Here is an 11,565-nt window from a genome sequence, read left to right as displayed (position 1 = left end):
AAGAAATAAAGGATAGATAAATGAATAGCATAAACTCTAAGGAAATATACGATCTTAAAGCTCCGTTTGCACCAGGAACATATATAGAACTTTTCTTAGAGAATAACGACGATATACAAAGAAAATGGGGTTTTTTTGAATGTGATAGTCAAGCTAAAATGCAATTATTATTTGTATCGGATGATTATTTGCAAAGTTTTGATAGTTTTAGTACTTTAGTTGATATTGATGAAGATGGAGAATTAGAGTGCAATGATGATTACAATGCAACTTTAATTGAACAAGAAAATACAAATAAAATTGGCTTTTCTCTTCCTCTTTATAGAACAAAAGAAACTAAATTTGAAAAATATTATATTGTGGTATTTGCTTATGAAGGCGAAATGCCGACTTTACAAGATCCTTATGTGATCATTGATATGAGTTTTAGAGTGGGTATTGGAGAAGATGATAATGTTGCTAATGGTGTTAATCTTGCAAATTATCCCAAAAATATTCAAGAATGGAACCAAATATCACACATACAAAGTGTTTGGGATGCTGTTAAATTTTTCGAATGTCTATCTAAAAAAATAGGTGATACCTTTACTATTATGAGAGAAAATTTCTTTTCATTCTGTAAAAATAATCCTCAAATAGCAGGAAAAATTGCTTATATTTACTATAGATTTGACCTAGGTAGTCAATCTTTCATAGATAGCGTGGAAAATGATTTCAAAGACTATCAAAGAGATAGAGATTTTTATTTTCAAACTTGTAAAGATGTTTTGCTAAATTGCCCTATAGAAAAAAACAATCCTAAAACATTGAAAGAAAAATATGATGAATTGATGCAAGGTAAAAAATTGGATATAGCAATTTATAAAAATTTAATTAGTAAGATTGCAACCGCTATATGTGAAAAATTAGACTTAAATTTAATAACAAAAAATGGTGAAATAGATTTTTTCCAAGGAGACGAAGAAGAATGGGGAGAATATTACAAAAGACGCATACGTGTTAATGAAAATAATCTACATGATTTAAAAGAAATAATAAAAACTATGATTCACGAGATTAGACATTTTTATGTTGAAACTTATTATTATCCGGGACAAGGTATTTTAAGAGGATATTTGTTTTATGCACATGGATTCTCTATAAGCGATGATTATAAAATTTTATTTGATGGCTTTTATAAATTTGATGACAAAGAAAGGCAAGAAAATGCTTACGAAATACAACCAAATGAAAGAGATGCAAGATTTGTCGAAAAAATAATAGATTTTCTAGGCTAAAGAATGAAAATTAAACTTCCTGATTTAAAAAAATATGCTTTTAACAATAGATCAGATAAAACCATATATCTTGGCATAGAAACAAATATTTTATGTGTTGAAGATAGAATAAACGATATTTCAAATTTCTATAGTAGTAAATATAATAAAAAAATTAATGATTTAACCGCTATTTTATATATAGGAAAGGTAATATTTCAAGAAGAAAAAAACAACTTGTTTCCAAAATTTATAGCAAGTAATTTTGATATTAATTTTGAAAAATTAAATAATTTTTGGCTTAATGAAATAACAAACAACAAAGTGCAATATTTCAGGCAAAATAACAATATAATCTTATCCAAAGAACAAATTTACTCATATTTTGATGATTTACATTCCAAAAACATTAACTTAATTAAAAATTATTTTAATAAAATTTATGAAAATAGTGGCATTACCGCTTTAATCTATGACAAAAACAACCATAAAAACGATATATTAAATCAACTTGATACACTATCTAAACAAGATTATAAAATTACATTTAGTGATGAGCTTTTTTACGAATATTTAGTTTGGAGTCTAAATGACTTTTTAATTCCATATTTTTCTGGTAAATTTCAAGATGAAAATGAATTACTTTTTAATGCCGGTGCTTACACTACATATAAAGAATTATATCAAAAACAAATCAATCTTATACCAAATCCTTACTATGGAGAAAATTCTAATATCCCTTTTATTGATTTTTTCTATACCAATATAAATCCATTAAAATATGGGGTGGGTTATATCGAAGGTTATTTAAAATTTTTCAAACACTATCCAAATTCAAAGTTCCTTAAAAAAATGCCTCCAATAAAAGGATATAAATTTTATAGCCCTAATATTAACCATGATGGTAAAATTTTATCTTCAAATAAAGGAAAATTTTATTTTTCTCTAGCTGAAAATCCTCAAATTTTTATTTATTTTTTTCAAAAATATTACCCAAAAATTTGTAATCTTCCAAAACATTGGAACGAAATTATGTTTCAAAAGTTAAAATTAAACATTCCAAACGAAGAGTTATAATTTTTCTATATTCTTAATCAAACTGCTAATATTAGAATCGATTTTAATATTATGAGTTTGTAAATCAAAAATTGCAAAAATAAAAAAACCTAAAATACATCCAATAGGTATAACAACTAACGTAAATTTCATAAATCTGCGTTGAAAATACTGCCAAAATTTTTCCCTATTAGCTCCATTATAAGCCTTATCAAAAGCTGTCTCATCTGTTAAATTTATAAGAGGAGTTAAAGCCGATGCTATATTATTACAAAGATAAATAATTTTTTCCTCAACATCTTTTTCATGAGAATATTTTCCTCTATATCCTAAAATCAAGCAAACATATATGAATTCCAAAAAATCCTTGTTTTTGGATGGATTAGACAACCAAGAAAGCGCTATATCGTAAAAATTATCACCACCTAGAGTCTCATCAAATAACCTCACGGTTAAAGTATGATTTGCCCAAGAGCTATTAATAAATAAATCATTTTTCATTAGACTTTCATCTATAAATACACATAAACAATATCTTAATTTTATAATATCTTTCTCATCATACTCTTTAAAAGTACTTAATCTTGAACTCCAAACCAAAATTTCATTCACAAGCTTTTCTTTTAAATTCTCTATATAAGCAGTATCCAAAGAATGAACCTTAGATAATCTATAAACAAGTAAAAGAATTTCCAAGCAATTATCAACAACTTTATTGATTTCTAAACCTTTTAAATCACTTTCTAAAAGCAAAGATCCTTCTTTAAAATGTGATTCTTTTTGCATATTACTCCTTAAAATACAGCCCACATTTTTATATCAGGGTTTTTTATATTTGTTGTTAGATATAAACTTATAACATTTTCACCCTTAAAGTATTTAAACAGCTCATCTTTTTTGTCTAACTTGTAATAAATATAACCATTTAAATAAGGTATAGAAGATGGAATATTTGAAATTTGCTCTATGTTTATCCCTCGTAATTGTGTTGTTACTATACTTTTTATCCTACTTTGAGTATGAATTTTACTTTGAGTTTTAAAATTATATAATAAATACTCATGATTAACATCAGCACTAATAGCTAAAAATAATTCACCCTCTTCAATAACCGTAGGATTGTCAAATAACAAATCATAAAATCCATTGTTATTGTCAATTACTTGAGCCATAGTATATTTTGGAGAAGTTATTTTTGCAAATAAAACTCTCAGTTGATTAGTAAGTGGTAAAAAAGTGTTAGTCAAGTCATCATGATTATATACTATAAAATCAGAAAAGGAGCTTTCAGTACCAAAAGCACTAAGATCTCCTTGAAAATCAACTAATTTTTCATATAAATTTTCAGGATGTATTTTATCTTTATTGATTATATATGAAAAAATAAAATACCATTTTTTTAAAAGATTAAGCGATAAATATGTACTAAAATCCAAGGTGTTTTTAGTTTGATCTATACCCTTAAATACTTCAGTGAGTATTTCTTTATGCTGTTTAATTGAATGCGAAATTTCTTCTAAAAATGATTTAATATACGAAGATTTATTTAAATCTAAACAAGTGGGTATAAAACTTTCATCTAACTCTATTTTTTTATTTAAATCAATATTTTTGATTTTTGCTATAGGAATTTCAAGTTCATCTGGAGTTTTACTACCTAAAAAGCCCAATTTCAATCTTAAACTAGCTAAAGTAATGCTTATTTTTTCTTGAGAGAAAGTAATATTATCATTCTCATATTCATCTTCCAAATCAGTATGTTTAAAAACATCATTAGTATTATCATCATATATTCTTGAAGCTACAACACTTCTTAAACTAATGTATTTTGAATTAGGTATATTATTGTGTAAAGATATATCTGCTATAGAGGATAAACCCATAGGAATTTTAATAACAATAATAGAATTTACCAAAGAATCATAATTAACTTCCAAAGGCTCTGGAAGCTCATCTTGTTCTGGCGCATTAAAAATGCTACCATCTTTAGCAATTCCAGAAATTCTTTTAAGTGCTATTTTTCCTTGCATTAACATTTCATTGGAAAATTCTAAATCAATTATTCCATATAAATTATTGAAAGTTGAAATTGTCTTAAGATTAATATTTCTTTCAAAATATCGTTCTTGTTGCTCAAAATGAATTTTATCAATATTTAGCCCATTAAACCAAGCTACTTTTAGCTTATCTGCCATTATATTTTCCTTAGATTAAATATGTCTAATACCATCTTTTGTTATTTCAAATTTTAATGTTTTTTTAGTTCCAAAACCATTAGCATCATCTGTTTTTGCCCAAATTTTTGTTACCTTTTTAGTATTATTTGCAAATAAAACCAAAATACCAATATACGGCACTTCTTCATCTATAACTTTAAAAGCAATAATATTATCTTTAGGGGCAATTTGTAGTCTAATCGAGTCAATTTTATCTCTACCGAGTATAGCATCCTCTCTATTAATCAGCTCTAAATCACTAGCCTTTATAAATTTATTTACATCTTTTAGTTGATACACAATAACAGTCAAAGGAACATCATCATTTCTACTATTTAAATTAGAATTTTTTATATTATCAATCTTTACACTTACAACACTAGAGCAAGAACTTAAAAACAACCCCATGAGCAACATAACAAAAATTTTTCTCATTCCCATCCTTAAAAAAATACTTAAATAAATAACACTATAATTTTATTTTTTATTATAATTAAAAAAACTTTCAATAGTGCTTAGGAGATAAAAAATGATTTTCTGTGATCATTATGAAGAAAATTTAGAAAACTTAGAGATATTTCATTTACTTGAAGAAGAGATGACAAAATACAAAACATTAAATCATGAAAAAATACAATGGGATAAGGTATATGAATACTCATTAGATATTTTACAAAACAACTCGATGGATATGAAAATTTTCGCTTACTTTTCTTTATCATGTTTAGCATTAAATAACGAAGAGTGTTTTAAAATATTTTTAGAAATAATAATTTTTACAGAAAAATTATTTCGAGAAAAACCTGAAAATATAAGTAAAACATCTTCTATACTATTAAATCAAAAAAAGAAATACAAACAAATTGTTGAAAATTTTATTAATGAATTTAATAAAAATTCACCAAAATGCTCACAAGTCACAGCTAAAAGTTTAAATGAGTATTTTGAAAAATTACGCGAAATTTTAAATTGTAATTTTGCAAAATTAAACATTAAAGAAGAAATAACTCAAACTAAACAATCACCTCTTAAATCTCCAGTGACACAAGTAAATATCGATATAAAAAACACAAAATTATCTAATCTTAGTGATAGAGAATACAGAACATTATTAAATAATCTAGCAATAGAATTACTAGAAAATAACATTGAAAATACCAATGCTTATTCATTGTTTGCAGAAGCAGCTTGGGGAAGATTAAAAACCCTTCCACCGCATTCAGATTTTGTCACTAAAGTAAGATATCCTGATAGAAATTTAATAAAATTACTATTAGATAAAAATACGAATGAGTTAGATCAAATAAAATGTTTTATCAATAACCTTTCACTTAACCCTTTCTGGATAGAAGGATTTAAACTATTTTGTGATTTTTTACATCATCATCAAAAAGAACACTCCTTGAAAATTTTAAATTTACTAACTTGCAATTTTATTCTCAAATTCAAAGATATTACCAAGTTAAGATTTGACAACGGCGAATTAATGTGTAAAGAAGATACATTTAATTATTTTGTAAAACAAAATCAAGAAACTAATAAAAAAACACTCACTACATCCGATAAAAATAAAAAAGTAGAGCAATTACTCATTGAAATAAATAATGAAAATTATAATAATTCTTTATTTTGTAATATAAATTCTTTAATAGCCATGGCACAAGTTTTTGAAACAAACAATATGAAAAATAATGCAAAAATTATATACTTACAACTAGTTGAACTTATGGAAAAAACCTTATTAAAGGATTACTTAAGTGATGAGTATAATTATGCAAAAAACAAAACTAATAAAAAAATATAAACTTAGTTATTCTTTATTTAGTTTTATGTATAATTTAAAAAATAAATTTTAATTCAAAAAATAAGGAAGTAAAATGTCTGATGGATCAAGTGCACCAAAAGAACGCATAAATATAACCTACAAGGCAAAAACAAACGGGCAAAATGCAGAGATAGAATTACCTTTAAAACTTATGATAATGGCTAATTTAACAGGTAAAAATGAACAAAATTTAGAAGATAGGGAAATTGTGTCTATCAACAAAATAAATTTTAATCAAGTTATGCAAAAACTAGACATCAAAACCCAATTTAATGTTAAAAATACTTTGGGTGGAGGCGCTGAAGAATTAGATATCAACCTAAAAATATCTAGTATGAAAGATTTTTCGCCTGATAATATAGTGCAACAAGTGCCAGAGTTAAATAAACTAATGCGCCTTAGAGAAGCATTAATGGCTCTAAAAGGACCTATGGGTAATATTCCAAATTTTAGAAAAGCTGTTTTAGATGCTCTAAAAAATGAAAAAACCAAAGAGCAGTTGCTTTTAGAAATCAAAAAAGAAAATAACGAAGAATAAAGGAAACATAATATGTCAAAAGATAAAGTAATTGATACTCCAATTATTGAAAGTATTATGGAAAAAAGCAAATATGCTAGAAATGATGAAAGCTATAGTATAGCAAAAAGAGGAGTAGCCGAATTTATTTCCGCAATAGTTGAAAGCGATAACATAGAAGATAAAATCAACAAATTTGCACTTGATGAAATGATTGCCCATATCGATGATTTATTATCAAAACAAATGGATGAGATTTTACATAATGAAGAATTTCAAAAATTAGAATCGACTTGGAGAGGACTTTTCTTCTTAGTAGAAAGAACTGATTTTAATGAAAATATTAAAATTAATCTTTTTGATATTACAAAAGAAGAAGTTTTAGAAGATTTCGAAAATAATCCAGACATCACCCAAAGTGTTGTTTATAAAAATATTTATTCTTCAGAATATGGACAATTTGGTGGAGAACCAGTTGGTGCTATAATTGGTGATTACCAACTAAGCACTACAAGTCCAGATATGACTTTTTTAAATAAAATGTCAAGCATAGCAGCAATGAGTCATTCTCCATTTTTAACTTCTTTAGGACCTAAATTTTTTGGTTTAGAAAATTATTCAGAATTAGCTAATATTCAGGATTTACAAAGTCTTCTCGAGGGTCCACAATACACAAGATGGAGAACTTTTAGAGAAAATGAAGATTCTAAATACACAGGATTAATGGTTACGAGGTTTTTGACAAGATCGCCTTATGATAGTGAAGAAAATCCCATCAAAAGCTTTAATTACAAAGAAAATGTTCACGCATCTCACAATCATCTATTATGGGGAAATTCAGCATATGCTTTCGCAACAAGATTAACAGAAAGTTTTGCTAAATACAGGTGGTGCGGTAGTATCATAGGACCAAAAAGCGGTGGAAGCGTAAAAGATCTTCCTACTTATTTTTATGAAAATTTTGGAAACTTAAAAGCTAAAATTCCTACTGAAGTTTTGATTACAGATAGAAGAGAATATGAACTTGCAGAAAATGGGTTTATAACTTTAACTCTAAGAAGAGACACCAATAATGCAGCATTTTTTTCAGCAAATTCTGCTTTAAAACCTAAAATATTTCCAAACACACCAGAAGGAAAAGAGGCTGAAACAAATTACCGCTTAGGCACTCAATTGCCTTATGTATTTTTAATTTCAAGATTAGCACATTATCTAAAAGTACTACAAAGAGAAGAAATTGGAAGCTGGAAGGAAAGAAGTGATATTGAAAATGGTTTAAACGAATGGGTTAGACAATATATTTCAGATCAAGAAAATCCACCAGCAGAGGTTAGAAGTAGAAGACCTTTTAGAGGGGCTCAAGTAAAAGTGGATAATATACCAGGGGAGCCTGGATGGTATAAGATTGGGTTGAGTGTTCGTCCTCACTTTAAATATATGGGTGGAAATTTTGAACTATCTTTAGTAGGTAAATTGGATAAAGAATAATAAATGTCTTTGTTGGATAAAATTATTCATTCATTGGATGAGCAATATAAAAATATCCCTTTTTATCAAAATGAATTTCAAGAAATAAAAAATAATATACAAGTTTTGCTTAATGCAAAACTTGATGACTGCTTAAGTGTTGAAGATTTTGGATTATCTAGTATGGAAAATCTAAATTTAAGCTCGACAGAACTTTGCTTGAACATGGCAAAAGAAATTCATAAACTCATAAGTAAATACGAAAAAAGAATTATAATTAATTCTATCACATATAATGATTCTTTAAAACCTTGGCAACTTTCATTTTTACTAAAATGTGTTTTTTGTAATGATAATTTTAAAGAATTTGCAATTGAAATTATATTTAAAAATAATCGATATTGCGAGGTTATCTAAAATGACACAAGATGATATACATTATTATCAAAAGGAGATTGCTTATCTTAATCATGCTCGGAAAATTTTTATAGATAAATTTCCCAAGTTAACCCCTTTTTTATCTTACGATAGTAAAGATCCAGATATAGAAAGAATTATTGAAAATTTAGCAATATTAACCTCTAAAATTCATCAAGAATTAGATCAAAATATACCCTATATTGCAGAATCTCTAATTAATATTCTTTCTCCAAATTACACCAACATTCTACCTTCTATGTGTATGCAAGAATTCAAATTTAGCGAAAACAGCAAACTCAACAGATTAATTATTCCTAAAAATAGTACAGTTAAATCTGTATCTATAGAAAAATGTGAATGTGAATTTAAAACAGTATATGATGTATATCTATATCCATTAAATATAGAGAATATTTTTTTAGGAAGTGAAAGACAATATCATACATTAGATATACAACTTAGAGTTAGTAGAGAAGATTTAAACATAGAACATCTAGGTTTAGATAAACTAAGTATATACTTAGGGGATGATGTTTACACATCATCTACATTACTTTTTTATATGCATCAATATTTAGAAGAAATAAAAGTCATATCTCATGACACAAAAGAAGAATTTAAAATAAATACCCATAATATTAAAACTATGGGTTTAAAGCCAAACGAAAGTTGCCTATTTTATAATGACTTAGGATTTGAATCTTTTTCCTTGCTAAGAGAATACTTTTTTTTGCCTGAAAAATTTAATTTTATCTCAATACAAGGCTTGGATGTTTTACATGAGTGTAAAGGTAAATTAATTAGCATTTTTTTTAAATTTAATAAAACACTTCCTAAAAATTGTATTATAAAAAATGAATTATTCTCATTATCGACAACACCAATCATTAATATTTTCGAAAAAACAGCAGAACCTATCATCAATAATCACTCGAAAAATGGATATAGAATTTTTATCGATAGAACAAATTTAAATGCATATGATATAGTTCAAATAAAACAAGTCAAAGCACATAATAGCGACAGCGGGAGTAGAATTTTAAAAAATTATAAAAATTTTGAACGTTTTGAATTTATGCAAAATAAAATACAAGATTTTTACTACATTACAAATAAATCAAATTCCAAGCAAGATAACTTCAAAGAAATATCGTTTTTTTCCTCAAACAATACAAATGAAACAATCACAATAGATGTATTATGCTGTAATAAAAATTTACCGACCCATTTAAAAATAGGCGATATCAATCTTATACCTTTTTATAAAGATGCTATTACGAAAAACATTACCATTCCAACGCCGATTAAGCAAGTTAAAACCAATGGTAATCTTTTATGGAAATTAGTTTCTATTTTGTCATTTAGTTACCAAACTCTTTTAACAAAAACATCCTTTTTTCAAGTTTTAGAAAGCTATAGCTTTCCCGATGATAAAACTTCTGAAGTAGTATGTCAATTACTTACCTCTTCAATAATTGACATACAGTCAAAACCAAGCTACTTAATTGATGAGCATATTACAAAAAAAGGCACTATGAGTATTATAAGTATAGATGATTCTAAATTTTATTCTTTGGGTGAAGTTTATAAGCTAGGATTAATAATTTCAGAATTTTTATCATCCTTTGTGAGTATTAATTCATTTTGTGAATTAAAAATTAAATGCATAAACTCAAAAGCAACTATACATTATCCTTTTAAAAAAGGAATTAAACCTATATTATGAACAATGCAAACTCTTATACCTTTTATAAACTTCTTAAAAAATTATTAAAAGATCATCCCAAAGAAGATATTTTTCTAAGGGTAAATAATGCCCTAATGCATCCTAACAAAGAAATCGAATATGTAAAATTCAATAAAAATATTAGTGATTTTCCTATTGAAATTATGATTAATTTTATGGGTCTACAAGGTAATACATCACAACTCCCTTCTTATATACTAGACAAGCTCTCTAGGAATGAGGATGGCGGGGATGGATGGAGTTTATTTTTTGATTTCTTCAATCACTATCTTCTTTGGATTTTTTTTGAAATTACTACTCTTAACAATTATCCAAAAAGTTTTGATATTAATTTCAGCGATAGAATTTCTAAAATACTATTTTCTATGTTAGGTATCAATGACACAAAAATTGCAAAGAGATATCTACCTTTTGCACCGTTATTACTAAGTTTAAGAAGACCTAAAAGTTATATTGAAAGAATTTTACAAATCACTTTTAATTTACAAAATCAATTAAATATTATAGAAAATATACCCCATCAAATTTGCATAAGACACATACAATTAAATAAATTAGGAAGTAAAAATCATATTTTAGGAAAAAACCTAATCTTAGGAAAAAAATTTCTATCTTACCAAAATAAAATAGCTATTTATATAAAAGATATACACTATGATGAAGCTTTAAAATACTTTCCAAACGCAGAAAAATACAAAGAGCTTAAAGAAAGTATATTATTTCTAACTAACAATGAATTTTGTGTTGATTTATATCTTAAAATTATTTTCAACAAAAGAATGCTGTTTAAGCTAGGAGATTGCTCTCACTCCAAATTAGGATGGGGTAAAATTTTAGGAAAAAAAATAAAAAATTACGAGATAATACATATTAAACTTCATGAATAATTTTTATATTTATCAAAATATATCATTTATTCATCTGTATTAAAATCAAATATATAAAATCTGAATTTTTATTATTTAAACTATTGATATTATTAAATTTTAATAATACCCAATATTATGAAAATAACCATAAATTAACAACAAGCTTATATTAATCCAAAACTCTACTTCAAT

The 11,565-nt window shown here is 25.9% G+C and carries 11 protein-coding genes; 8 read left to right on the top strand and 3 right to left on the bottom strand.

The genetic code is table 11. The features are described from left to right. Positions 1 to 20 precede the first annotated feature (20 nt). Positions 21 to 1,277 (top strand): hypothetical protein, encoded by a 1,257-nt coding sequence (locus L8X33_RS08345; RefSeq protein ID WP_263659967.1) that lies wholly within the window; start codon positions 21 to 23, stop codon positions 1,275 to 1,277. Positions 1,278 to 1,280: 3 nt separating this feature from the next. Beyond that, the gene (locus L8X33_RS08340; RefSeq protein ID WP_263670458.1) at positions 1,281 to 2,333 is read left to right on the top strand and encodes a hypothetical protein; all 1,053 of its coding nucleotides are present in this window, start codon (positions 1,281 to 1,283) and stop codon (positions 2,331 to 2,333) included. On the opposite strand, the gene icmH is transcribed toward L8X33_RS08340, so the two are convergent. Genes icmH through tssJ form a run of 3 tightly spaced genes read right to left on the bottom strand, consistent with a single transcriptional unit; the run spans position 2,328 to position 4,963 of the window. Further along, positions 2,328 to 3,098, bottom strand: coding sequence for a type IVB secretion system protein IcmH/DotU (gene icmH, locus L8X33_RS08335; RefSeq protein WP_263659965.1), 771 nt, complete (start codon positions 3,096 to 3,098; stop codon positions 2,328 to 2,330). The genes L8X33_RS08340 and icmH overlap by 6 nt on opposite strands. An 8-nt stretch (positions 3,099 to 3,106) precedes the next feature. Further along, complete coding sequence (tssK, locus tag L8X33_RS08330) at positions 3,107 to 4,507, bottom strand: type VI secretion system baseplate subunit TssK (protein ID WP_044598839.1); 1,401 nt, start codon at positions 4,505 to 4,507, stop codon at positions 3,107 to 3,109. A 15-nt stretch (positions 4,508 to 4,522) separates the two neighbouring features. Beyond that, on the bottom strand, positions 4,523 to 4,963 hold the full coding sequence (gene tssJ, locus L8X33_RS08325; protein WP_147575446.1) for a type VI secretion system lipoprotein TssJ: 441 nt from the start codon (positions 4,961 to 4,963) through the stop codon (positions 4,523 to 4,525). A 94-nt stretch (positions 4,964 to 5,057) separates the two neighbouring features. Here tssJ and L8X33_RS08320 point away from each other — a divergent pair, with 94 nt between their 5' ends. The 6 genes from L8X33_RS08320 to L8X33_RS08295 all read left to right on the top strand — a co-directional run bounded on the left by L8X33_RS08320 (position 5,058) and on the right by L8X33_RS08295 (position 11,391). Continuing rightward, positions 5,058 to 6,332: a TssA family type VI secretion system protein gene (locus L8X33_RS08320; RefSeq protein WP_263661745.1), complete on the top strand. Its 1,275-nt coding sequence runs from the start codon at positions 5,058 to 5,060 to the stop codon at positions 6,330 to 6,332. A gap of 73 nt (positions 6,333 to 6,405) precedes the next feature. Further along, positions 6,406 to 6,891 (top strand): type VI secretion system contractile sheath small subunit, encoded by a 486-nt coding sequence (gene tssB / locus L8X33_RS08315; protein WP_039626294.1) that lies wholly within the window; start codon positions 6,406 to 6,408, stop codon positions 6,889 to 6,891. A 12-nt stretch (positions 6,892 to 6,903) separates the two neighbouring features. Continuing rightward, positions 6,904 to 8,358, top strand: a complete 1,455-nt coding sequence (gene tssC, locus L8X33_RS08310) for a type VI secretion system contractile sheath large subunit (protein ID WP_044598842.1) — start codon at positions 6,904 to 6,906, stop codon at positions 8,356 to 8,358. Between the two features lie 3 nt (positions 8,359 to 8,361). After that, positions 8,362 to 8,754, top strand: a complete 393-nt coding sequence (locus L8X33_RS08305; RefSeq protein ID WP_066007556.1) for a GPW/gp25 family protein — start codon at positions 8,362 to 8,364, stop codon at positions 8,752 to 8,754. A 1-nt stretch (position 8,755) separates the two neighbouring features. Continuing rightward, positions 8,756 to 10,483, top strand: a complete 1,728-nt coding sequence (tssF, locus tag L8X33_RS08300) for a type VI secretion system baseplate subunit TssF (protein WP_263670457.1) — start codon at positions 8,756 to 8,758, stop codon at positions 10,481 to 10,483. Continuing rightward, positions 10,480 to 11,391, top strand: a complete 912-nt coding sequence (locus L8X33_RS08295; protein WP_263670455.1) for a type VI secretion system baseplate subunit TssG — start codon at positions 10,480 to 10,482, stop codon at positions 11,389 to 11,391. Before tssF ends, L8X33_RS08295 begins: the two co-directional genes overlap by 4 nt. Positions 11,392 to 11,565 lie beyond the last annotated feature (174 nt).

The organism is Campylobacter sp. CNRCH_2014_2849, assembly GCF_025772845.1.
In the GTDB taxonomy this organism is placed as follows: Bacteria; Campylobacterota; Campylobacteria; order Campylobacterales; family Campylobacteraceae; genus Campylobacter_D; species Campylobacter_D lari_D.
This window is presented reverse-complemented; position numbering and strand designations above follow the sequence as displayed.

Excerpts from the sequence above, each read along its gene's own strand:
- L8X33_RS08345 (WP_263659967.1), top strand. The coding sequence starts at position 21 with ATGAATAGCATAAACTCTAAGGAAATATACGATCTTAAAGCTCCGTTT.
- L8X33_RS08340 (WP_263670458.1), top strand. The coding sequence starts at position 1,281 with ATGAAAATTAAACTTCCTGATTTAAAAAAATATGCTTTTAACAATAGA.
- icmH (WP_263659965.1), bottom strand. The coding sequence starts at position 3,098 with ATGCAAAAAGAATCACATTTTAAAGAAGGATCTTTGCTTTTAGAAAGT.
- tssK (WP_044598839.1), bottom strand. The coding sequence starts at position 4,507 with ATGGCAGATAAGCTAAAAGTAGCTTGGTTTAATGGGCTAAATATTGAT.
- tssJ (WP_147575446.1), bottom strand. The coding sequence starts at position 4,963 with ATGAGAAAAATTTTTGTTATGTTGCTCATGGGGTTGTTTTTAAGTTCT.
- L8X33_RS08320 (WP_263661745.1), top strand. The coding sequence starts at position 5,058 with ATGATTTTCTGTGATCATTATGAAGAAAATTTAGAAAACTTAGAGATA.
- tssB (WP_039626294.1), top strand. The coding sequence starts at position 6,406 with ATGTCTGATGGATCAAGTGCACCAAAAGAACGCATAAATATAACCTAC.
- tssC (WP_044598842.1), top strand. The coding sequence starts at position 6,904 with ATGTCAAAAGATAAAGTAATTGATACTCCAATTATTGAAAGTATTATG.
- L8X33_RS08305 (WP_066007556.1), top strand. The coding sequence starts at position 8,362 with ATGTCTTTGTTGGATAAAATTATTCATTCATTGGATGAGCAATATAAA.
- tssF (WP_263670457.1), top strand. The coding sequence starts at position 8,756 with ATGACACAAGATGATATACATTATTATCAAAAGGAGATTGCTTATCTT.
- L8X33_RS08295 (WP_263670455.1), top strand. The coding sequence starts at position 10,480 with ATGAACAATGCAAACTCTTATACCTTTTATAAACTTCTTAAAAAATTA.